Source organism: Aquirufa sp. Wall-65K1 (genome assembly GCF_054558475.1).
On record NZ_JBPXKD010000009.1, the window covers coordinates 41,447 to 64,704 of the forward strand.

At 38.8% G+C, this 23,258-nt stretch carries 22 protein-coding genes; 12 read left to right on the forward strand and 10 right to left on the reverse strand.

Annotated elements, in window-relative coordinates:
• Nucleotides 1-23: 23 nt before the first annotated feature.
• Nucleotides 24-2,300 carry an ATP-dependent helicase gene (locus tag ACST15_RS12125; RefSeq protein WP_459454926.1) on the forward strand — a complete coding sequence of 759 codons (2,277 nt, stop codon included), beginning with the start codon at nt 24-26 and terminating at the stop codon, nt 2,298-2,300.
• A 1-nt stretch (nt 2,301) separates the two neighbouring features.
• On the opposite strand, the gene ACST15_RS12130 is transcribed toward ACST15_RS12125, so the two are convergent.
• The 5 genes from ACST15_RS12130 to mutY form a co-directional block, all read right to left on the reverse strand.
• The gene (locus ACST15_RS12130; protein ID WP_459454927.1) at nt 2,302-3,243 is read right to left on the reverse strand and encodes a hypothetical protein; all 942 of its coding nucleotides are present in this window, start codon (nt 3,241-3,243) and stop codon (nt 2,302-2,304) included.
• The gene (locus ACST15_RS12135) at nt 3,240-4,196 is read right to left on the reverse strand and encodes a hypothetical protein (protein ID WP_459454928.1); all 957 of its coding nucleotides are present in this window, start codon (nt 4,194-4,196) and stop codon (nt 3,240-3,242) included. The genes ACST15_RS12130 and ACST15_RS12135 overlap by 4 nt, the downstream gene beginning before the upstream one ends.
• Nucleotides 4,180-5,538, reverse strand: a complete 1,359-nt coding sequence (gene gldE, locus ACST15_RS12140) for a gliding motility-associated protein GldE (RefSeq protein WP_459454929.1) — start codon at nt 5,536-5,538, stop codon at nt 4,180-4,182. The genes ACST15_RS12135 and gldE overlap by 17 nt, the downstream gene beginning before the upstream one ends.
• A 76-nt stretch (nt 5,539-5,614) precedes the next feature.
• Nucleotides 5,615-6,079, reverse strand: coding sequence for a single-stranded DNA-binding protein (ssb, locus tag ACST15_RS12145; RefSeq protein WP_459454930.1), 465 nt, complete (start codon nt 6,077-6,079; stop codon nt 5,615-5,617).
• A gap of 49 nt (nt 6,080-6,128) precedes the next feature.
• Nucleotides 6,129-7,226, reverse strand: coding sequence for an A/G-specific adenine glycosylase (gene mutY / locus ACST15_RS12150; protein ID WP_459454931.1), 1,098 nt, complete (start codon nt 7,224-7,226; stop codon nt 6,129-6,131).
• Between the two features lie 176 nt (nt 7,227-7,402).
• Between mutY and ACST15_RS12155 the strand changes: the two genes are divergently transcribed.
• From ACST15_RS12155 to ACST15_RS12190, 8 genes are all read left to right on the forward strand, one after another.
• Complete coding sequence (locus ACST15_RS12155; protein ID WP_109321911.1) at nt 7,403-7,696, forward strand: HU family DNA-binding protein; 294 nt, start codon at nt 7,403-7,405, stop codon at nt 7,694-7,696.
• A gap of 25 nt (nt 7,697-7,721) precedes the next feature.
• Nucleotides 7,722-8,588 (forward strand): tetratricopeptide repeat protein, encoded by an 867-nt coding sequence (locus ACST15_RS12160; protein ID WP_459454932.1) that lies wholly within the window; start codon nt 7,722-7,724, stop codon nt 8,586-8,588.
• A gap of 280 nt (nt 8,589-8,868) precedes the next feature.
• The gene (locus ACST15_RS12165; protein ID WP_459454933.1) at nt 8,869-10,425 is read left to right on the forward strand and encodes an Rne/Rng family ribonuclease; all 1,557 of its coding nucleotides are present in this window, start codon (nt 8,869-8,871) and stop codon (nt 10,423-10,425) included.
• Nucleotides 10,403-11,629: a tetratricopeptide repeat protein gene (locus tag ACST15_RS12170; RefSeq protein ID WP_459454934.1), complete on the forward strand. Its 1,227-nt coding sequence runs from the start codon at nt 10,403-10,405 to the stop codon at nt 11,627-11,629. Before ACST15_RS12165 ends, ACST15_RS12170 begins: the two co-directional genes overlap by 23 nt.
• A gap of 88 nt (nt 11,630-11,717) precedes the next feature.
• Nucleotides 11,718-13,175, forward strand: a complete 1,458-nt coding sequence (locus tag ACST15_RS12175; protein ID WP_459454935.1) for an inorganic phosphate transporter — start codon at nt 11,718-11,720, stop codon at nt 13,173-13,175.
• A 167-nt stretch (nt 13,176-13,342) separates the two neighbouring features.
• Entirely contained in the window at nt 13,343-13,969 is a 627-nt protein-coding gene (gene rsmG, locus ACST15_RS12180) for a 16S rRNA (guanine(527)-N(7))-methyltransferase RsmG (protein ID WP_459454936.1), read from the forward strand.
• A 40-nt stretch (nt 13,970-14,009) separates the two neighbouring features.
• Complete coding sequence (locus ACST15_RS12185; protein ID WP_459454937.1) at nt 14,010-14,996, forward strand: glycosyltransferase family 2 protein; 987 nt, start codon at nt 14,010-14,012, stop codon at nt 14,994-14,996.
• A 1-nt stretch (nt 14,997) separates the two neighbouring features.
• Complete coding sequence (locus tag ACST15_RS12190) at nt 14,998-15,726, forward strand: DUF5672 family protein (protein WP_459454938.1); 729 nt, start codon at nt 14,998-15,000, stop codon at nt 15,724-15,726.
• Here the strand turns inward: ACST15_RS12190 and ACST15_RS12195 are convergent.
• Both ACST15_RS12195 and ACST15_RS12200 read right to left on the reverse strand, forming a co-directional pair.
• Nucleotides 15,723-16,583 carry a sugar phosphate isomerase/epimerase family protein gene (locus ACST15_RS12195; RefSeq protein ID WP_459454939.1) on the reverse strand — a complete coding sequence of 287 codons (861 nt, stop codon included), beginning with the start codon at nt 16,581-16,583 and terminating at the stop codon, nt 15,723-15,725. The genes ACST15_RS12190 and ACST15_RS12195 overlap by 4 nt on opposite strands.
• A gap of 194 nt (nt 16,584-16,777) precedes the next feature.
• Entirely contained in the window at nt 16,778-17,143 is a 366-nt protein-coding gene (locus ACST15_RS12200; protein ID WP_459454940.1) for a LytR/AlgR family response regulator transcription factor, read from the reverse strand.
• 288 nt (nt 17,144-17,431) lie between these two features.
• Between ACST15_RS12200 and ACST15_RS12205 the strand changes: the two genes are divergently transcribed.
• Nucleotides 17,432-18,403, forward strand: coding sequence for an aldo/keto reductase (locus tag ACST15_RS12205; RefSeq protein ID WP_459454941.1), 972 nt, complete (start codon nt 17,432-17,434; stop codon nt 18,401-18,403).
• Here the strand turns inward: ACST15_RS12205 and ACST15_RS12210 are convergent.
• The gene (locus ACST15_RS12210) at nt 18,384-19,103 is read right to left on the reverse strand and encodes a thioredoxin domain-containing protein (protein ID WP_459454942.1); all 720 of its coding nucleotides are present in this window, start codon (nt 19,101-19,103) and stop codon (nt 18,384-18,386) included. The two genes, ACST15_RS12205 and ACST15_RS12210, sit on opposite strands and share 20 nt — an antisense overlap.
• A gap of 137 nt (nt 19,104-19,240) precedes the next feature.
• Here ACST15_RS12210 and eno point away from each other — a divergent pair, with 137 nt between their 5' ends.
• Together eno and ACST15_RS12220 are read left to right on the forward strand one after the other, a co-directional pair.
• The gene (gene eno, locus ACST15_RS12215) at nt 19,241-20,518 is read left to right on the forward strand and encodes a phosphopyruvate hydratase (RefSeq protein ID WP_109321895.1); all 1,278 of its coding nucleotides are present in this window, start codon (nt 19,241-19,243) and stop codon (nt 20,516-20,518) included.
• A gap of 4 nt (nt 20,519-20,522) precedes the next feature.
• A complete protein-coding gene (locus ACST15_RS12220; protein WP_459454943.1) occupies nt 20,523-20,840 on the forward strand; it encodes an FtsB family cell division protein in 318 nt (105 codons plus the stop codon).
• A gap of 156 nt (nt 20,841-20,996) precedes the next feature.
• On the opposite strand, the gene ACST15_RS12225 is transcribed toward ACST15_RS12220, so the two are convergent.
• Together ACST15_RS12225 and gpmI are read right to left on the reverse strand one after the other, a co-directional pair.
• Nucleotides 20,997-21,656 carry an acetyltransferase gene (locus tag ACST15_RS12225; protein WP_459454944.1) on the reverse strand — a complete coding sequence of 220 codons (660 nt, stop codon included), beginning with the start codon at nt 21,654-21,656 and terminating at the stop codon, nt 20,997-20,999.
• A gap of 54 nt (nt 21,657-21,710) precedes the next feature.
• The gene (gene gpmI / locus ACST15_RS12230) at nt 21,711-23,231 is read right to left on the reverse strand and encodes a 2,3-bisphosphoglycerate-independent phosphoglycerate mutase (RefSeq protein WP_459454945.1); all 1,521 of its coding nucleotides are present in this window, start codon (nt 23,229-23,231) and stop codon (nt 21,711-21,713) included.
• Nucleotides 23,232-23,258 lie beyond the last annotated feature (27 nt).

Consider the following 23,258-nt stretch of genomic DNA (forward strand, 5'->3'; position numbering starts at 1 on the left):
TTCCCATCAATTAAATTTCCCTTATGGATTATTTGGCTGGCTTGAATGAGCCCCAACGACAAGCTGTTTTACACACGGAAGGCCCATTAATGATAATCGCTGGAGCTGGCTCTGGTAAAACCCGCGTATTAACCTACCGCACGGCTCACCTGATTCAACAAGGGGTAGATCCATTCCAAATATTACTCCTAACCTTTACGAATAAGGCCGCTGGCGAAATGCGCCATCGTATTGAAACTGTGATTGGTAAAGATGCCAAAAATATTTGGATGGGAACTTTTCACTCCGTATTTGCCAAAATCTTACGTTTTGAAGGGGAAAAATTGGGCTATACCTCCAATTTCTCCATTTACGATACCGATGATTCCAAATCCTTATTGCGCACTATCATCAAAGAACAAAATCTAGACGACAAGGTATATAAAGTCAATTTAGTTTTGAATCGTATTTCTGGGGCTAAAAACAGATTAATTAGCCCTGAACAATACTTAAACAGTGCCATCCTGAATGAGGAGGATCGCATGGCTAGAATCCCCAAAATGGGCGAAATTTATCGAACCTATTGCATTCGTTGCTTTCAAGCCAATGCCATGGATTTTGATGATTTATTATATCAAACCAATATTCTTTTTAGGGATCATTTAGATGTATTAAATAAATACCAGCATAAATTCAAACATGTGATGGTAGATGAGTTTCAAGATACCAACGTTTCTCAGTACCTATTAACGAAGAAACTAGCTGCCGTACACCGTAATATTTGCGTGGTGGGTGATGATGCTCAAAGCATATATGCATTTCGTGGAGCCAATATCCAAAATATCTTGAATTTTGAAAGGGACTATTCAGACCTAACTACCATTAAATTGGAGGAGAATTACCGATCAACCAAAAATATTGTGGCTGTCGCAAATTCCATTATTTCTCGAAATAAAAACCAACTTGAAAAGAATGTTTTTACTTCCAATGAGATTGGGGATCAAATAGAAATTATCCGAGCCGGAAGCGATAATGAAGAAGGTCGAATGATTGCCTCCACCATTTTTGAAACTAAACAAAAAGAAGGTTTACATTGGTCTGATTTTGCCATTTTATACCGTACAAACGCTCAATCACGTTCTTTTGAGGAATCCCTGCGTCGGCTAAATATCAAATACCGCATTGTAGGAGGTCTTTCTTTCTACCAAAGAAAGGAAATCAAGGATGTGCTTGGATACCTACGTTTTGTTGTCAATCAACAAGATGAAGAGGCTTTCAAACGCATTATCAATCTTCCTAAAAGAGGGATTGGTGATACCACCATAGCCAAAATTGCTGTGACTGCCGCAGAAAACAGTTGCTCCATTTGGGACGTCATTTCAAATATCCAAACGTTCCAAGGTGCTAGAGGTACTGCCGCCATTGAAAACTTCGCGGATTTGATTAAATCATTTAAAATAATGGCGGAAGTAGAGCATAAAGATGCCTATGAAATAGCCAATCACGTGGCCAAGGCATCTGGACTCCTTCGTGAACTTTATGAAGATAAAACCGTAGAAGGCCTAGCTCGATATCAAAACTTACAAGAATTACTCAATGCCATCAAACAGTTTGTCGATGACCCTGAAAATGAGGATAAATCATTGGCTACTTTTCTTCAATCTGTGTCATTATTAACGAATGCCGACACGCAAGAAGACCCCAATGACCGCGATAAGGTGACTTTGATGACAGTACACTCTGCCAAAGGCCTAGAATTTAAACACGTTTTTTTGGTGGGTTTAGAAGAGGATTTGTTCCCCAGCCAAATGATGTTACAAAGTCAAGCTGATTTGGAAGAGGAACGTCGACTTTTCTATGTAGCTGTTACCCGAGCAGAAAAGAAATTGATGATTTCCTATGCAGAATCGCGGTATCAATTTGGTCGACTAAAATCCTGTGAGCCGAGTAGATTCCTAGATGAGATCGATAGCGCCTATTTGAAAATGGCTAAAACGCCAGGCAAAAAGGAAGTTCAGGCTTTCAGACCCGTTCAAAAAACAGGATTTGTTTCCAGTTCAACTAGCCCATCAGCAGCCCAATTGATTCAAAAGCCTAAGCAAAACTCCAATTACCAGCATGTGGCTTCTAGTAATTTCGTGCCCACTGACCCTTTAAAATTAGAGGCGGGCCAACAAGTAGAGCATCAAAAATTTGGCTTTGGGCTAATCAAAAAAATCGAAATAAATGGCGCCGAAAGAAAGGCGATTATTAATTTTGAAAAAGGGGTAGGAGAAAAGACCTTACTGTTAAGTTTCGCCAAATTAATGGTGAAAGCCTAACTTATTTCTTGGGGGTGAAATACACATGTACAGGTCCTGGAGAGCTAGCAACCTCAGAAATGGTGTAAAAACCATCGGCTTGATGGGAAAAAGCCAGGGCTTCCCCTTGAGGTTCTAATTTGCTTGGAACAATTTTTGGTGGACGCTTTAAGGCTTCGCCTAAACTTTCATGCTTTCCCTTTTTCCAATAGTAAACCTCCAAATAATTACGGATAATTACCTCCTGATTATTGCTAGCCACATCTCCAGCGGTGATATTATACAATTGTTTCAAGATAGCAAGGTCTGAACTTGGTTCCGAAAAGTTCAACTTTCTAACAAAATCTGCCTCCACAATCCCAGAACTTTTAAAACTATTGGCACGGATACGAAACAAGCTTTTACGATCCTCTTGCTTGCTAATTAAATACATATCTCCATTCAACTGATCCACCAAAAGGCACTCCATATCCTTAGATCCATCAGGTAATTTAAATTCCAATTTCTCTACTTTCTTAATGATTCTTGTCACCATATTGGAGCCTCGAATATCAAATTCCTTGAACCGATAAATAAAATAAGAGTCGTACTCCTGCTTATTGTCGCCCGTATCGGCTACATAGATGTATGATTCACGCGGATTTTTATACCAATAAGCCAAATCTTCCCAATCACGGTTATGGGCTCCTTGCAGTAGAAATTCAACCTTACCCGTACCGTATCTGTCAATTAAGAAAATCCGATTTAAATCTTGGGAATCATTGACTACCCAGAATAATTCTAGATTCAGACGACTAGCAACCATTCCAGATGCCTCATCAATTTCGATATTCTCTAATACCCCCTCATCGACAGTCGCTGAAAAATTGGTTTTAGCCATTTGCGCATCGATGATATAGAGCGACTGGCATGCCCAAACGATTAAGGCAAGAACCACTAAACGAATCCAGTTAATTAATTTCACTTTCGTTTATAAAAATAAAGACGAACAGGTGAACTTCCTTTTTCTGAAATGGTATAATACCCTCCTCCATCTGCAGCAAAAGCTATTCCTTCTCCTTGATATTCCGTAGGGTTTCCTACATAAGGAACAGTTTTATGAGCTCTAGCTAAAGCTTCTGGGATCGTTTCATTGGCTTTTCTTTTCCAATAATAGCATTCAATGTAATTTTTAATTAAAATCTCCGAGTTATCGGGAGAAACATCCCCTGCGGTAATGTAATAGGCTGTTACGATTTTATCTATGGTGGAAAAGGGTACCGAAACGCCCAGTTCCTGAACAAATTCTGCCTTGACATTCGCTTGATTGGTAAAACTACCCGCCGGAATTTTATAGAGTCTTTTTCTATTTTCTCTTTTTGATATGATAAAAACATCCTTGGATTTTTGATCTACCAACAAACATTCCATATCTCGAGAGCCATCGGGCAAGGTGAATGTCAATTTCTGAACGCCCGTTATGCTGGCATTATTGATGGAGGAAACATTTGGTTCATTAAACCAATAAATTGCATAGGAAGCTTGATTGGCATTATTATCTCCAAAATCGGCTATATAGACCACCGCACTACCATTACTATCAGAGATCAAAGCAATATCCTCCCAATCCCTATTTTCTGCTCCTTGAATCACAAATTGTTTCATCCCCTTTCCAAAGGTATCAATCAAAAACAAGCGATTACTGTCTCCAGAATCATTATGTGCCCATAAAAAACCTTCATTTTTCTTACTAGCCACCAAGCCTGATGCCTCATCTAATTCCGGATTTTCAATGATTCCGCGATCTACACCTTCCTCATAACTAGACTCAGTCAAGCCAGGTTCTGGCGTGGGTGCTGGACCAGGACATGCCGTCAGCAAAAAGCTTAATGGAATTAAAAAAAGAAATCGTTTATAATTACTAGGCAGTTTTTTCATCAGATTCTGTGGGCATAGGCGTGGCATTCAAGCTAACCTTAATTTTTTTAATTCGGCGGGTATCTACCGACTGTATTTTGAACACAAATGGGTCGCAAACAATCTCCTCTCCAGCATGTGGAATACGTGAAAATAATTCAATACAAAGACCCGCTAATGTTTCGCTTTCACCTTTTACCTTTTCAAAAATGGAAACATCAACATCAAAAACACGGCAAAAATCGTTTAAAGAAATTTTAGCCTCAAACAAATAGGTATGCTCATCTAGTTTTTTGTAGTCTAATTCTTCTTCATCAAATTCGTCGTTGATATCCCCGACAATTTCTTCAATGATATCTTCCATGGTCACTAAGCCTTCTGTCTCACCATATTCATTGACCACAATAGCCATGTGAACCCGTTTTTCTTGAAAATCATACAGTAAATCATCAATTTTCTTATTCTCTGGGACAAAGAATGGTTGATGCAATAAGGACAACCAATCAAAATTTTCATCGTTATCTATATGTTCCAAGAGGTCTTTTATGTATAAAATACCTTCTATTTTGTCAATTGTCTCGGCATATACAGGTACACGGGAGTATCCATTTTTATTGATTTTATCCATTAATTCATGGAAGTCCATTTCCGTATCAAATGCCACGATATCTCTCCTGGCTTTCATGACCCCTTTGACAGAGGTATTTCCAAAATTCAAAATCCCACGTAAAATATCCTTTTCCCTTTCAGAGGTATTTTCATCCGTGGTAATCTCCAAAGCCTGGTTTAATTCATGGGTAGTTAAATAATAGGATTTCTTTTCAATCCTACTTTCAATCAAATTAGAAATCCCCAATAAAACACGAGAAAGTGGCTTAAATACCAAGGTAAAGAAGTCAATCAATGGAGCTGTATACCTTGCAAAAATCAAGTTATTCTGTTGGGCCCAAACTTTTGGAATCAATTCCCCGAAAAAAGCAATGATGAAGGTGACGCCAAACAAGAGGAATAAGGTAACCAGCAAAGAGTTAACGGACTCCTCCCCGATCAATAATTGGGTTAGGTAATTTGCTAGTGTAATGAAAATAATATTGACAAAATTGATGGCAATGAGAAGCGTGGCCAGTAAAAGTTGAGGTTGATCCAATAATTTACTTAATGTTTTCTCCCTTTTAATGACACTTTCTTTTAGCGATATTCTTTGCTCTGCATTGAGCGAAAAAAAGGCAACTTCTGAGCCGGAAAGCAAAGCAGAAAGTAATATTAGAGCAAATAAAATAAGGCTAATAAAAATGATGGAGGGCGCGCTGATGTTGGGTTCAAAAGCAATCAATAAGACATTCGAAAAGGGATCGGCCTCCATAGGGTAAAATCAAAATTTATACAAATTTATAAAAAAGGGAATAGCTTTTTTAACTATTCCCTTCTAGCCCAGAATATTAAAATGGAAGATCATCATCTCCAGAGTCTACTACTTGTGGAAAACTTGGTGCAGGAGATGCCGATTTCTCTGCTGTTGGCAATGCCTCAGGACGGGGTCTTGCTTCTGGAGATTCATTGGCTGGTCGATCATTTCTTCCTCCAATCAAATTGATGGATGTGGCCCGAATTCGATACCCACGTACCGTAGCACCATTTTTATCTTGCCATTCTTCTGACTTGATTTTACCTTCGATGTACACTTGGTTTCCTTTTCGCAAATATTGCTCTGCAATATTGGCCAAATTATCCCAAAGTTCTACGCGATGCCATTCCGTTTGCTCTACGCGTTGTCCGTCTTTTCCTGGATAGGATTCTGAAGTAGCAATATTGATATTGGCTACTTTAATCCCGCTTGGTAAGGCTCTTACTTCTGGGTCTCCCCCCAAATTGCCTAATAAAATCACTTTGTTTACTCCTGCCATAATGTGTTTGTTTTATTTGATTATCGGCAAACCCTTTGCCAAAACAAAATTATCGTGGCATTGAATCATTAAAAATCTGCATCTGCAAATTATCAGTTATCAGATTCAAAAGCAAGACCGATTTTCCCAGCTTTTCGAAGTCCACAGGTCGCATCCATTGAAATCCCTCCTGAACCTTAATATCAAGATTATCAGGAACTTGGATATGCCAAGCCCGGCAATGAATCTTTTGGTGACTAAGCAAGTGTATTTTAGGTGATTTCAAGCTCTGAACAGAACTCCCTTGCAGGAATAGACTAAGGTTTTCATCTATTTCCAATAGGTTTTCTAAGTCTTCCTCCTGTTGAGATTCGACCAAATAAAACTCCCACAAACCAGACCAAATATCCTTTTCTTTTCTTTCTCTAACTAAAATTTTGTTTCCCTGCTCAATAATAAAATAGTTAAAGTAGCGATTCCGTTGCTTAACTTTCTTTTGTTTGACAGGAAAATCTTGAACACGTTTTTCTTGAAATGCAAAACAGGTCACACTCAGTGGGCAGCTAGCACATAAGGGGGCCGGACTGCATTGCAAGGAACCAAAATCCATGATGGCCTGATTGAATTCTGCGGCTTGATCGGGTGGAATTAATTCTTGGGCCACTTCGGTAAATTCTTTCCTAGCTGAACTGTGTAAAATATCCGTTTCAATCCCAAAATACCGAGCCAAAATTCGAAAAACATTTCCATCCACCACTGGCTTGGCTTCCCCAAAAGCAAAAGAAGCAATGGCGGCAGCTGTATATGGCCCAACACCCGGCAATTGAATTAAAGAATCATAGGTAGTGGGGAAATTCCCTTGATATTTTGAAACTACTAATTTGGCCGTTTTATGTAAATTTCTGGCTCTGGAATAATACCCTAAACCTTGCCAATGTCGAAACAGAACTGACTCATCTGAATCAGCCAAGGATTTTACCGTAGGGAAAACCTCCAGCAATTTTAAATAATATGGCAGCCCTTGGGCTACTCGAGTTTGCTGTAAGACTATTTCTGATAACCATATAGCATAAGGATCTTGGGTTTGTCGCCAAGGTAATTCACGAGCATGTTGTCGATACCAGCTTAAAAGGCCTTCAGTAAAAGGGTGATGATTTTTAGATTGCATGGGATGAATCAAAGATACGAAGAAAGAAGGGAGCTATTTGACAAGCAATTGCTAAAAAAATCAATTAAATCATTGAGAAGCATTTCTATTCTTCGAGAAAAACATTACTTTTGTGTCCCTTTTAAAGAAAGGGAAAGCGATTAGAACAAAATAGATCATTTAAAGCATTAATTACCGTGACCAAGGCAGATGTAATTGCTGAGATTTCCAGCAAAACAGGGATTGACAAAAAAGATGTTTCTGAAACGTTAGAAAAGTTTTTCGAAGTTGTAAAAGATAATTTGTCCAAACAAGAGAACATTTATGTTCGTGGTTTTGGAAGTTTTATTAACAAAAAGAGAGCTAAAAAAATTGCTAGAAATATTTCAAAAAACACGGCAATTACGATTGACGAGCACTATGTGCCAAGCTTTAAGCCTGCCAAAGTGTTCATTGAACAAGTTAAAACGAGCACTGACCCTGCTAAATAAGGTATAATACCTCAGGTCTAGAAAGATGAAGAAATCCTATGTGATCATTCTTGTTATTGGCCTTGGGTTAACAGCCCTCATATTTCAATTACCTAAAGGAAATGTGAGTAATACCACGAGTAACGCTCCTGCTGGAGGTGCCAATCGCGATGCGAAAGGCGATGATCACCAGGATGAGCATAAAGAAGAAAGCGCGACAAAATCAGAAGAAATGCATGCCGCACCGTTGACAAAAGCTCAACAAGCAGCCGTTTCAAAATTAAAAGTTGAATTGAGTCAAGCTAAAACAGAGGTTTCTCAATCCGGTGTGTTAGATAAATTAATCAACACATTTGTGGGAGCTAATCATTACGATAGTGCTGCATATTATGCAGGGCAATTCGCAGAGCAGCACCCCGGTATGAATAATCTCTTACGTGCAGGCCAATTGTATTTTGAGGCCCAAACTTATGCGCTGAACCCAAGTAAAGGTAAAGCCATGGGAGAAAAAGCACGTGTATATTTTGAACAAGTATTATCGAAAGATCCGTCTAACCTATTGGTGAAAACGAATTTAGCGATGACTTACGTGGATACGCCCACTCCCATGAAAGGTATTACCTTACTGAGGGAAGTGATTGAACAAGAGCCGACATTCGTGCCTGCTTTATTCAACTTAGGAATTTTATCCATTAAATCGAATCAATATGGCAAAGGCCAGGAACGATTCACACAGATATTGAAGCTGGAACCAAACAATTACAAAGCTGCCTTAAACCTCGGCTTTTGCTTGGCCCAGTTAGATAAATTAGATGAGGCAAAGAAAGTGCTTCGGATGGTGCTTGACAAGAGCAAAGATCCAGAAGAAACCAAAGCTGCCCAAGAGTTGCTCGCAGAAATGCAAAAACATTGAGGTTGAAAATCAACTTCTTACATTATTTAAAAATTTAAACGCTAACAGGTATGCCTTGCGGAAAGAAAAGAAAACGTCACAAGATTTCAACACACAAAAGAAAGAAACGTCTTCGTAAGAATCGTCATAAGAAGAAATAGTTAGTATAATTACCTCCTTTTGGTAGCGTAATTAGGTAACCCAAAAACAGACCATCACAAATGGCCTGTTTTTGGTGTTTGTTATATATATTAGCATAGGGATAAGTCTGTCCCGTCTAACATTCTTCTCGTAATATATTGTGAGTAATGAATTAATCATCAATTCTACCCCCAAAGGGGATAGAATTGCCCTTTTGCAAGACAAAAGGATTGTAGAATATCATATCGAACAGTCGGAACCTCAATTCTCTGTGGGTGATATCTATCTCGGTACTGTCAAAAAATTAGTCTCTGGTCTAAACGCTGCCTTCATTGATATTGGTTATGAAAAGGATGCATTCCTTCACTACCATGATCTAGGCCCTAACTTGAACTCGCTCCAGAAATTCTCACGAGATGTGATGAATAAAAAGGGTAAGAACATTAAGTTAGAGAACTTCAAAATAGAAGAAGAAATTGATAAGCTAGGTAAAATCGACAAGGTTTTAACCCGCAATCAACTCATCTTAGTGCAAGTAGTTAAAGAACCTATTTCTACTAAAGGCCCTCGTTTATCCTGTGACATTTCCATAGCAGGCAGATTCTTGGTATTGGTTCCTTTTTCTAATGGGGTCAATATTTCTAAGAAAATTACGTCCAAAGCCGAAAGAAGTCGATTGATGAAATTGATGTCATCCATCAAACCAAAAAACTTTGGGGTCATTGTTAGGACAGTAGCGGAAGGTAAGGCAGTAGAAGAAATGGAGCGCGACCTTCGCGATTCCATATCCAAATGGGAAGATGGTATCGCTAAGTTGATAGATGCCAAGCCTAGAGATCGGGTTATCGGTGAAATGAGCCGAGCTACATCGATGTTGAGGGATTTATTGAACAATGACTTCGATAATGTCATTGTCGATAACCAAGATTTATACAATGAGGCTAAAGGTTATGTGCACCAGGTAGCTCCGGAAAAAGAAAAAATTGTCAAATTACATACGGGTAAAACCAAGTTGTTTGAACAGGTGGGCATCGAAAAGCAGTTAAAAATGCTATTCGGAAGATCCGTTTCTTTACCAGCGGGTGGTTACCTGATTATTGAGCATACAGAAGCATTGCACGTCATTGACGTAAACTCTGGAAATAAATCCAATTCCGAAGATGATCAAGAAGCTACGGCATTAAGTGTAAACCGAGAAGCCGCTAAGGAAATTGCTCGTCAATTACGCCTTCGTGATATGGGTGGTATCATCGTGATCGATTTCATCGACATGAAAAAAGCGGATAACCGTAAGTTGATTCAGGACATCATGCGTGATGAAATGAGAACGGACCGCTCCAAGTATACCATCTTGCCGCTGACCAAATTCGGTTTAATGCAAATCACCCGTCAGCGTGTTCGACCAGAAATGAACGTGGCTACGCATGAAACATGCCCAAGTTGTGGAGGTACAGGTACCATCACGGCTAGTATTGCTGTTTCAGAGATTATTGCCCAGCATGTAGAACATTTGGTTACCAAACAAAATGAGAAAAAGCTCACTTTATTGGTTCATCCATTCTTAAGTGCTTACTTTACTAAGGGATTCCCTTCCATACGAATGAAGTGGTTTATGACGTTTAAGTCTTGGATTCACATCACAGAAGATTCCTCCCTAGGTATTACTGACTTTAAGTTTTTGAACCATAATGGAGATGAGATCGAGATATCGTCTTAGATCATATATATTACTTCTAAGTTTTCTTTCACTGTCTTTCCTAAGCTTAGGTCAATGGTGGAAGAAAACCGAAGAAGCAGAAAAAGAGCGTTCCAAAGGGATGCTTTTGTTCACATCAGAAGTACAGATTGAGGCCACCAATGCCATCAATCAAATGTACAACTTCAAATTCCCGGAAGCCGAGCGGGAATTTAACTACCTCAAAGTCAAACATCCAGATCATCCACTACCCGACTTCCTTTTGGGCCTTGTTCAATGGTGGAAAATGGTTCCCAATACGCAAAACGAAGTCTATGACGACCGATTGTTGGAATACATGGATCGGAGTATTTCGAAAGCAGAGAAAATTTGGGATGAAACAGAAAATCCAGAAGCCGCCTTTTTTATGGCAGCCGCTTATGGTTTTAAAGGGCGTTTACATGCTGAGCGTAAACATTGGGCAAGGGCTACTTTAGCCGCTAAAAATGCGCTTAAATACTTAGAAAACTCCCGAGAATTTGCCGATTTTAGTCCTGAACTGATGTTTGGAGATGGTTTATACAATTACTATTACCACTTCATTAAACAAAATTTCAAACTATTGCGACCGGTATTATGGCTTTTCCCAAAAGCTAATAAACAACAAGGAATAGAACAATTGGAAAAGGTTAGCTACCAAGCTTTCTACACGCGTACGGAAGCACGGTATTTCCTATTGCAAATCTATGCCATGGAAAATATGTCGGACAAGAGCTACGAACTGGCCAAATATACCCACCAAAATTATCCTGATAATCCATTTTTTGAACGTTACCATGCCCGATCTGCTTTTATGTTAGGCAAATTGGATGAAGCCATGGAAATTTCTAAGAGTATTCTCCAAAAAATAGATAACCATCAGGTGGGTTATGAAGGAGTATCCGGCCGATATGCCAGTTATATTTTGGGCTATTATCAATTATATATTTTTAAAAACCCCTCTGAGGCTAAAATATATTTCCAAAAATGCATGGATTTCTCCATTCAAACTGGTTCCTTAGAGTCAGGATATTATTGGGCCTCTGTTTTAGGATTAGCGCGAATTGCCTTTCAAGCAAGCGATTTCGATAAGGCCGTTGACCTTTGTAAAGAGGTGATGGACAAAGCAGATAAAAAAACAAGCCAATATACCGAAGCTAAAAAACTACTTTCTGAGGCAAAAAAAGCTAGAAGAAAAAAGAAATAAAGAATTTAACAATTACTTAATATTGGCATCGTAGGTATCATGTACTTTTGCATCCATATTTGCACCAATATACCTTAAATAACATCCTATGTTTGGGTTAGATCCTACCTTATTTTTCTTACTTTTTTTCTGTCTGTTTGCTGCTTGTGCATTTGAATTCGTGAATGGTTTTCACGATACTGCCAATGCCGTAGCAACTGTCATCTATACCCATTCATTAAAACCAACTCAAGCTGTTGTTTGGTCTGGATTCATGAATTTTGTTGGCCTTTTAACTGGTGGAGTAGGTGTAACCATGAGTATCATCGGCTTACTTCCGACCGAGTTGCTCATTGACACCAATGTCTACCATTCCATGGCCATGGCACTCTCCTTATTATTTTCCGCTATTTTGTGGAATCTTGGTACTTGGTATTTTGGTATTCCGGCATCCAGTTCACATACCTTAATCGGTTCCATTATTGGTATTGGCGTGGGACACGCCATTTTACCAGAAAATCAAACAAATGTCAGTGCGGTAAACTGGGATAAAGCTCAGGAAATTGGGCAAGCCTTATTGCTTTCGCCGCTATTTGGTTTTGCATTAGCTATTGTATTGATGTATATCTTAAAAAAAACCATTAAGAATAAAGAAATATTTAAGGAGCCTAAAAAGAATTCCCCTCCTCCCCTTTGGATTCGTGCTATACTGATTACTACCTGTACTTTAGTTTCTTTTTTCCATGGACGTAACGATGGTCAAAAGGGAATCGGTTTAGTAATGGTTATTCTAATCGCCTTTTTACCAGGCTATTTTGCCATCAATTCTACCTTGGATTTACAGCGATTACAAAAAGATTTGAATCAAGTTGAAATTATTTCAGCCAAAATCGATACCACTACCTTATCCATCAAAGAGCAGGAAAGTTACCGCACCGTAATGGTCTCTTCTAAAGCATTGCACGAACTACTTTTAACAAAAAACATTCAAACTAGTAATTTAAGTACCAAGCAGAAATTTGAAATCAGAAAAGCCGCCTTGAACATCAATAAGCATGCCAAAAAGCTGATTGAAAGTGAGGCTGTAGCGTTATCGGAAGCTGATAAAAAAGCATTCAAAAAAGCTACCGCAGGGGATAAGGCTGCATTTTTTGCATTTGGTGCTACTTCGGGTACAGGGATTGCCGCCGTAACAGACTTTGCTCCAAACTGGGTGATGTGGATGGTAGCTTTATCCTTAGGATTAGGAACCATGGTAGGCTGGAAGCGAATCGTAGTAACCATTGGAGAAAAAATCGGTAAACACCATTTAACCTATGCTCAGGGTGCTTCTGCCGAATTAATTGCCTCGGTAACCATCGGACTAGCCACTGCTTACAAATGGCCCGTTAGTACTACGCATGTATTGAGTTCGGGTATTGCAGGAACCATGGTAGCCTCGAAAGGAATCAAAAATTTACAAGGCGGAACCGTCAAAAATATTGTGATGGCTTGGGTATTAACCCTACCAGTTACCATCATATTGGCCGCAGGTTTATTTGTCTTTTTCCGCTGGATAACGGGCTAAACATACTCCATGAAAGGGAAGCAAATATGGCTTCCCTTTTTTTTATCTAATTCTTGGGAATAGATTTTATAGAAATCCATCTCCCGATCCCAGTGAATCTCCACATATCAAATCTGGAAACATTCTTTTAAACAAGGCATTTGCGTATCTTTGCACTTTGAAAAAAAATGAAATCAGATATCATCAAAAATTACTTTCCAGAATTGAATCCAAAACAATTGGAACAATTGGAAATGCTGTATCCATTGTATCAAGAATGGAATGAAAAAATCAATGTAATTTCTAGGAAGGATATCGATAATCTGATGCTACATCATGTGCTTCATTCTTTAGGAATAGCCAAAATTATTAACTTTAGACCTGGTACGGAGATTCTAGATGTAGGTACAGGGGGAGGATTCCCTGGTATCCCATTGGCCATATTATTTCCGCAGTGTACTTTTACTTTGGTAGATAGTATAGGTAAAAAAATCAAAGTAGTAGAAGGTGTAGCTAGTGCTTTAGGGCTAGAAAATGTAACTGCCTTACATACCCGGGCCGAAGATTTAGATCAAGACTTTGAGTTCGTTGTTAGTAGAGCTGTGACACGCATTACACCCTTTTATTATTGGGTCAAAAATAAGATTAGTCCAAACCACTTTCACACCCAAAGAAACGGTATTCTTTGCCTAAAAGGCGGAGATTTAACGGAAGAATTAGCCGAGTTTGGGAAAAAGCATAAAATATTTGAGTTGGGAGAAATCTTCCAAGAAGAATTTTTTGAAACTAAAAAAGTGGTTTACGTTCCTATGTAAACAAGGTTTATTCCATATATTGAATTTTTAATCTGTTTGAATGCCCCATATTTCAGTTGCTCTTTGTACCTATAACGGCGAAAAATACCTACCATATCAACTGGAGAGTATAGCTTCACAAACTCAAGCCATTGATGAACTTGTGGTCTTTGACGATGGCTCCAGCGACAAAAGCATTGAAATTTTAGAAGCTTTCAAACAAAAAGTCCCTTTTGACGTCCACATACATCAGAATGAAAAGAATGTGGGAAGTAGTAAGAACTTTGAACTTTGCGTTCAAGCATGCCAAGGTGATTTAATCTTTTTTAGTGATCAAGATGACCTTTGGCTTCCTCATAAGGTAGAAACCTTGGTTCGATATTTCAAAAACTATCCTGAAATAGATGCTGTTTTTTCCAATGCCATCATGATTGACCGATCTGGAAAGCCTACCGGCAAAACCAGTTTTGAACAAATTGAATTCATAGAACCTTTACAGGAACTTTGGAAATCGGGGCATGCTTTTGATATTTTATTGAAAGGCTACGTAGTCACTGGAGCAACCTTGGCTATTCGTTCCCAGGTAAAAGCTGAAGTTTTCCCTACACCACACATTATTCCAGAACTCATTCACGATGGCTGGATAGCCTTGTATTTGGCCATGACGAATCGGATTGCCTTTGTAAAAGAAGCCTTGATTCAATACCGTGAACATGAAAGCCAGCAGGTGGGGCTTAAAAGCGAGAAAAAAGCCGTATCTCTTCTGGATAGACTTAAGCGCTCTAGGAAGACCAAATTGGCACAAATAGAAAAAAAAGCCACAGATTCTGCTGCCCTATTCACCTATTTGTCATCTCATGGGAAAGCACCTGAGGGTGCCTTAAAAAAAGTAGCCAGCCGAATGTCTCATTACCAAATGCGCGCTAGTCTAGCTGATAACCGATTACTAAGAATTTGGCCAGTCATGAAAGGAGTTTTGCAAGGAGATTATAAATTGCATGACGGAGGCAAGTGGTGGCATCCTGTATTAGGAGATATCGTTGAATAAGATGCAAACATTAGTGGGAATCGTTATTCCTATTTACAAAGAATCCATTTCTGAATTGGAGCAAAAGTCTTTGCTTCAATGTAAAAAAATTTTAGGTCATTACCCCATTCATTTTGTATTACCTGAAGGCCTACATGCTCCTTATGTTAAGGAATATTTCCCAACAGCTAGTATAGAATATTTTGCGCCGACATTCTTTACAAGTACCAAATCATACAATCATCTATTGATAGATCCAGCTTTCTACGAGCGATTTATTCAGCATGAGTTCATTTTAATCTACCAATTGGATGCCTATGTATTCCAAGACGATTTAATCGCTTGGTGCCAAAAAGACTTTGACTATATAGGTGCCCCCAAACTGAAAAAAAAGCATTGGGAGAACAAGAATGCCTTTCAATGGCCCTTGATTGAGCCTATTATGATGAATGGGGGCCTATCCTTACGAAAAGTGGCCCCCATCATTAAATTCTTGAATTGGTATCATCGACTATTTGGCACTTGGCCTGCCAATGAAGATTCGCTTTTTTCTGTTTACCATAAAAGAGCTTTCCCCCTTCGATTTTTACTCAAATTACCTAATTGGAAAGAGGCCCTAGCCTTTGCCTTTGAACAAAACCCCCAAATTAGCCTTCAACTCAATGAGGGAAAATTACCATTTGGTTGTCATGCTTGGGAAAAATACAATCCCCAATTTTGGAAACCTTACATGGAAGAAAAAGAATCTTAGAAATTTTTCTTCGCTAAATAATCACGACTGATCTTTAAACTTTCAAATGGATCGCGCTTACTAACGTCTTGCTCTACAAACCAGTATTTCAAGCCTGCAGCTTTTCTAGCAGCAAAAATTCGATCAAAATCAATGGTGCCATTTCCTACTTCGGTAAACACTTTAGTTCCTGCTTCCATGTCTTTTACATGCCAAAGTGGGAAACGACCTGGATGCTTTTCAAAATAAGCTACAGGATCTACTCCAGCCCGACCAAACCAATATAAATCAGCTTCCATTTTTACCAAGTCTGCTGATGTATTTTGTAAAATGAAGTCATAAGGCACAAAATCTGCCGACTTCACAAATTCAAAATCATGGTTATGGTAGGCAAATTGAATACCTGCCGATTTTGTTGCTTCGCCTGAACTCGTCAATAAACTAGGAAGGGCTTTATAATGATCAGCGCTACGCTCATTGGGGAATAAGAAAGCACAAACCATGTACTCTGCACCTACATGATGTAAATCTTCTACTGCTTTTTGCCAACCGTCAGACAAAGTACCTTTGGACTTAATGGCAATACCTGAGGTATGGTGAGAACTAACCACTTTTAAACCTACACGGTCTAAAATACCTTTAAATTCATGTGCGGTTTTCCCAAAAAATGTACCATTGTATCCGTAGATTTCTAAGTTTTTATATCCTAGGCCTGCTAATTTTTCTAAAGACCCTTCAAGATCCCTGGCAACAGCATCACGTACCGTGTATAATTGTACACCCAAAGGTCCTAAATAGGGATTGGATGCTAAGCTGGAGTGAGCATATAAGCCAGAAACTCCTAAGGCTAAGCCTTTTAAAAATATTCTTCTTTCCATTGTATTAATATGATAAAATAGATATCTACGAATTTAACTATTCGCATAAATAAATGAAATTAATTGGGTAATTAGTTTTACTATCCTCAAGATTTCAGGAGATACGCAGATTTCAAAGTCTTGCTTTTCGACAAGATTTCATCGAAAAACAGACTTCTATAAATTAAAAGAACAAAGGAATACAAAAAATGAATTTATGAGGCCACGATCAAGGCTTGGGCAGTCATGAAGTCGCGCAGTGGTCTAACTTGTCGCCGAGATATAGAAATATTCACGTCATTTGTCAACTTGATGACCTTTCCATGTTTCAAATCAACTGAAGAAATACTTTTAGGGTTAACTAATGCAGATTTGGAAGGACGAATGAATCCATACCCTTGTAATAAAGTTTCGTAAAATTTTAAGGTACGGCAGGAAAGAACTTTACGACCGTCATTCAGAAAAATATTGGAATAATTGCCCTCTCCGCGGATGAACAAGATACAAGATGGGCAAACTTTAAAAGTTCCTAAATTAATTAATAACTTTTCGTCTTGATTAACAGGTTTAACATTATTCATAAATTTGAGTAGATTAGTGTAACACATGGAACTAATACGATGTAAAGCTAGGCAATGTTCTCAAATAAAATCTAACCATTCGCGTTATTTGTGTTATTAACGCATTTAAAGCCCATTAAGGCGAATAAAATTCCATATTTAATCTCAAAAAAATAATCTGTACAAACATAATTCTTTTTATAATTTCAATCATATTGAGAAAAATAAGTTCTTACAATATACCCAAATACTTATTTAACAGGTCAAAGTCCTTTTAGAAAATCCCTACCTTTAAGAAAAAAAACAACTATGAAATACAGACGTTTTGGCAAAACAAATTGGCAAATAAGTGAAGTAGGCTATGGCATGTGGGGCCTAGCTGGTTGGACGGGCTCCGATGATAATGAAGTACAAAAATCCCTCGAATTATCGGTAGAATTAGGTTGCAATTTCTTCGACACTGCCTGGGGCTATGGTGAAGGATTATCCGAACAAATTTTAGGTGCCTTGCTCAAAAAACATGCAGATAAGCAATTGTATGCTGCCACTAAAATTCCACCAAAAAATTTTATTTGGCCCTCGAAATCACATTTTGAATTAAAGGATTGTTTTCCTGCTCAACACATCATTGAATACACCGAAAAAAGTTTGAAAAACTTAGGTGTAGAGCAAATTGATCTTCAACAATTCCATGTTTGGGAAGATGCTTGGGCGGACAACGATGATTGGAAAGAAGCTGTCCAAAAATTAACCCAAGAAGGAAAAGTAACACATTGGGGAATCTCTGTTAATCGTTGGGAACCTGCTAATTGTTTGCGTTCATTAGAAACCAATTTATTTTCAGCGGTACAGGTGATTTACAATATCTTTGACCAAAACCCAGAAGACCAATTGTTTCCACTATGTCAAAAATTAGACATCGGCATCATTGCACGTGTACCCTTAGACGAGGGTAGTTTAACCGGTTTATTGGATTATAATACCACTTTTCCTGCGGACGACTGGCGTTCAACCTATTTTGTTCCTGAAAATTTGATATCAAGTGTAGATCATGCAAATGCATTGAAACCACTGGTTCCTGCCAATATGGATATGCCTGAAATGGCACTTCGATTTATATTGTCGAATCCTGATGTGGGAACGATTATTCCAGGAATGAGAAAAATCAAACACGTGAAAAGTAATATCGGAACTTCAGATGGACATGGATTAAGCCCAAGCCTATTGGAAGAATTGAAAAAACACCGCTGGGAAAGACAGCCTACCGAGTGGTCTCAATAGATTGATCAAATAGTTCCTTTAACTGAGCCTCTTCACGGAATCCCGATGTTTTTTGGAGTAATTTTCCTCCTTGGAAAACCAAAAAGCTCGGGATTTCATCAATTCCGAATGACTGTAAGATCGCCTGATTCCCATCAGCCTCCACTTTCAAGACTGTCACCTTTCCTGCGTAATCTTGAGTCAATTTATCGACGGTGGGCATCATTTTTAAACATGGGGCACACCATTTGGCATAAAAATCAACGACCACTGCTTTTTCTTGTTGGACTTTCTTGGTAAATTCTGCTAAATCCCAGCCTTTATCATGGGCTACTTGAGGAACACCCTCCAAAGGTTTTAACTTAGTTGTCCATTTCAAATAACCGCCTTTCAGCTCCGTCACTTGAAAGCCTTCCTTTCGCATCAATTCCGCAGCTTGTGCCGAACGTCCTCCAGACAAACAGTATATTAAAACCGGCTTATCCTTCGGCAATTTTTTGATTTGCTCCGAAAAATCAGCTGACCTGAAATCAATGTTTAATGCCTTTGGCAAATGGCCTCCTCCAAATTCACCGGATGTTCTAACGTCAAGTAAAATAGCATTGGGAGTTTCTTGAATCTTTTTTTCAAAAACCTCAACCTCAGCAGACTGAGCATGAAGCGAAGAAGTTAATAAAAGAGCAAAGGCGAAAAGAGTAGGAAAAAGTATTTTAGCTTTCATTATTATTTCATTAATTATCAGCGATTTAAGTAGCTGACTTTCGGTAAATCAGTGATATTATCTAAAAATTACGTTATTTTGCAGGGCAATTTAATCAATTACAACGTAATCCATTTATTCACAATAATAATTATACGATGAGTGCAATACAGTACGTTCACGCAAGACAAATTTTAGATTCACGTGGAAATCCCACAATCGAGGTAGACATCAAAACTGAAGATGGCGCTTTCGGTCGTGCAGCCGTTCCTTCTGGAGCCTCTACAGGTATCCACGAAGCAGTGGAATTACGCGATGAAGACAAATCTGTTTATGTAGGAAAAGGTGTTTTAAAAGCCGTAGAAAACGTAAACACAACTATCGCAGAGGAATTATGGGGCCTAGAGGTATCTGAGCAGAACATGATCGACCGTTTGATGATCGAATTAGACGGTACACATAACAAAGGAAAATTAGGTGCTAACGCTATTTTAGGTGTTTCTATGGCTGTTGCTAAAGCGGCTGCACAAGAAGCAGGTCTTCCATTATACCGTTATATCGGTGGAGTAAACGCTAATACTCTTCCTGTTCCTATGATGAACATCTTAAATGGTGGTTCTCATGCGGATAACAGCATCGACTTCCAAGAGTTTATGGTAATGCCTGCAAAAGCGGAAAGTTTCTCTCATGCTTTACGTATGGGAACAGAAGTTTTCCATGCCCTAAAAGGTGTATTAAAAAGCAAAGGTTATTCAACCAACGTAGGTGATGAAGGAGGTTTTGCTCCAAATATCAAGTCGAACGAAGAAGCTATCGAAATCGTTTTACAATCGATTGAAAAAGCAGGTTACAAACCAGGTGAAGAAATCTTCATCGCCATGGATGCTGCATCTTCTGAATTCTTTGATGAGAAAACAGGATTGTATACTTTCAAAAAATCGGATGGCAAGCAATTGAACAATATGGAAATGGCTGCTTATTGGCAGACTTGGGTAAATAAATACCCTATCATTTCTATTGAGGACGGTATGGCTGAAGATGATTGGGCAGGTTGGGCTGAGCAAACTAAATTGATTGGTTCCAAATGTCAATTAGTTGGTGACGATTTATTTGTAACCAATGTGAAGCGTTTACAGCAAGGTATTGAGCAAGGTGTTGCTAATGCTGTTTTGGTTAAGGTAAATCAAATTGGTTCTTTAACAGAAACCATCGATACGGTTAACTTAGCGAAACGCAATTCATACAAAAACATTATGTCGCACCGTTCTGGTGAAACAGAAGATGCCACCATCGCTGACTTGGCTGTAGCTTTAAATACGGGTCAAATCAAAACTGGTTCTGCTTCTCGTTCTGACCGTATGGCTAAATACAACCAATTACTTCGTATTGAGGAGGAATTAGGTGCAAATGCATATTTCCCAGGTTTAAATTTCTAAGAATATGGACCGCATTAAAGGGCTTTTTCTTGGACAATATCGTTTCTACGTAATTTCAACCAGCATCTTGTTGGTTTGGATGTTCTTTTTAGATACGAATGACCTTAGAGTCCAGTATCGACTTTGGAACGAACTTAGGGTGATGAAAAATGAAAAAGCTTTTTACCAACAAAAATTAAAAGAACTGGAAAAAGAGCGCCGAATGGTGATTGGAAACCCAGCCTTGTTGGAAAAATATGCGCGAGAAAAATATCTGATGAAACGACCCAATGAGGATATTTTTGTCATCGTTGATGAGGAAAATAAGCCCTTGGAACCTTAATAAAAAAGCTCCCTTTGAATGGGAGCTTTTTTTATTGCTTTGAATCAATTTCTTTATCAAGAAATTGGACAATATGGTAAAATCTTAAACGTTTTCCACAACGCTGTCAAGGTTTGGAACCTTGCCAGCGTTAAGGGAAAAAATCAATTTCATTAACTAAAACTTCAAGTCCTTACTGGAAATAGTTGATTTCTCTGCCGCATTTCCTTTCCAAACACTCCAAGGCTCTGTTCTTTGCTTCATGACCGTAGCGCCCATACTCACAAAAGTTCCTTCGCCAATCACTGAGCTATCTCGGATGGTGGCATTTACGCCAAAGAAACAATAATCATTCACCTGGCAATTTCCCGAAAGAACAATTTGTGAGGTGAAAAATACATGGTTCCCAATTTTGCTATGATGACCAATGTGATTTCCTGACCATAATACGCAGTTATTTCCAATCTGAACGTATGGTTGAATGGTATTGTCTTCCAAAATAAAACAGTTTTCTCCTATTTTATCGGTTAGGACAGTCGCATGTGAACTGATGTATGAAATGTATTTATAGCCTTTTTCAAGACCTTGCTCATAAACTCTGGCTCGAACTTGATTCATTCCTGCCGCCGTCATAGGCGCAAAAAATAGGTATTCCGCAGGAGGAAAACGCTGTTCCACCGTTTCAAACGGAACCAAAGGCAAACCATGAAATTCATTCTCTTTGATATACTGCTCCTCCACAGTAAAACCAGCTACTTCATGTTCACTATCGTTCTTTAAGTAATATAATGCTAATTCGGCAGACTGTGTATTTCCAAAAATGATAACCTTTCCCATATATTCAATCGATAGAATGACTCAAACACAAAACGTAAATGTGGCAGAAATTGTTTAAAATAACGCAAAGCCTGTCATCTCTTTAGGTTGCTCTACTCCCATCAATTTTAAGATGGTCGGGGCAATATCTCCTAATTTTCCATTGGACAAGCTTGGGTGATCATGAGCATCCACTAAAATGCAAGGTACTAAGTTGGTGGAGTGAGCTGTATTAGGTGAACCATCTTCATTTATCATGACATCCGCATTACCGTGATCAGCAATGATGATGAAAGTATAACCATGAGCTAAACCTGCTTTAACCACTGCCTCGGCACAGCGATCAACTGTTTCTACCGCTTTCACTACCGCAGAAAACACACCCGTATGACCCACCATGTCAGGATTTGCAAAATTTAAACACACAAAATCCACTTCTCCTTTCTCCAATTCCGGAATCAAAGCATCTCTTAAATCAGCCGCAGACATTTCAGGTTGCAAATCATAAGTAGCCACTTTCGGTGAATTTCTTAGGATGTTGGTTTGGCCAATAAAAGGCGTCTCGCGACCTCCTGAAAAGAAGAATGTTACGTGTGGGTATTTCTCTGTTTCCGCAATTCGAATCTGCTTTTTACCTGCTCCTTCCAAAACCTCTCCTAAAGTCATCGGTAAATTAGAATCATTGAAAATGACATGAACATTCGTAAACTCTTTGTCGTACTCCGTCATAGTCAAATAATACAAATTCAACTTATGCATGTTTTCCTCATGGAAATCCTTTTGCGTCAAAGCTTGGGTGATTTCTCGCCCACGATCCGTACGGAAATTGAAACATATCACCACATCTCCTTCTGTAATCTTGGCTAAAGGCACCCCATTGGCATCTGTGGCTATGATGGGCTTAATAAATTCGTCCGTCACATCGGCAGCATAACTATCCTTGATAGATTGAATAACATCTTGTGTCAAATGACCTTCTGCATCCACCATGGCATGGTAGGCTAAAGCCACACGCTCCCAACGATTATCTCTGTCCATGGCAAAGTAACGACCCGTTACCGAGGCAACATGGGCTCCCGTTTTTTCACAATGCTGAACTAAATCAGTCATGAACTTCAATCCTGACTTAGGGTCCGTATCACGTCCATCTGTAAATGCATGTACAAAGACCTTAGGCAATTCTGCTTCTTGAGCCGTACTTAATAAAGACTTTAAATGTTCAATATGGGCATGAACTCCGCCATCAGAAACAAGACCCATAAAATGAACCGCCTTGCCCTCTTTTTTGGCATAGTCAAATGCTTTTGCCAATTCGGGTTCTTGTCCTAAGGTATTTTCAGTCACCGCTTTATTAATCCTAACCAAATTTTGGTAAACGATTCGACCAGCACCTAGGTTCATGTGACCTACTTCTGAATTACCCATTTGACCTTCAGGAAGACCAACGGCCAATCCTGAGGCCTCTAATTTAGCATGTGGGTATTGGGTATATAAGGACTTAACAAATGGGATATTGGCTGCATCTATGGCAGAAACCTTTGGGTTGGTAGCAATTCCCCAACCATCTAATATCATTAGTACAACTTTCTTATTCACAGTATTTCATTTATTTCCTATAAAATT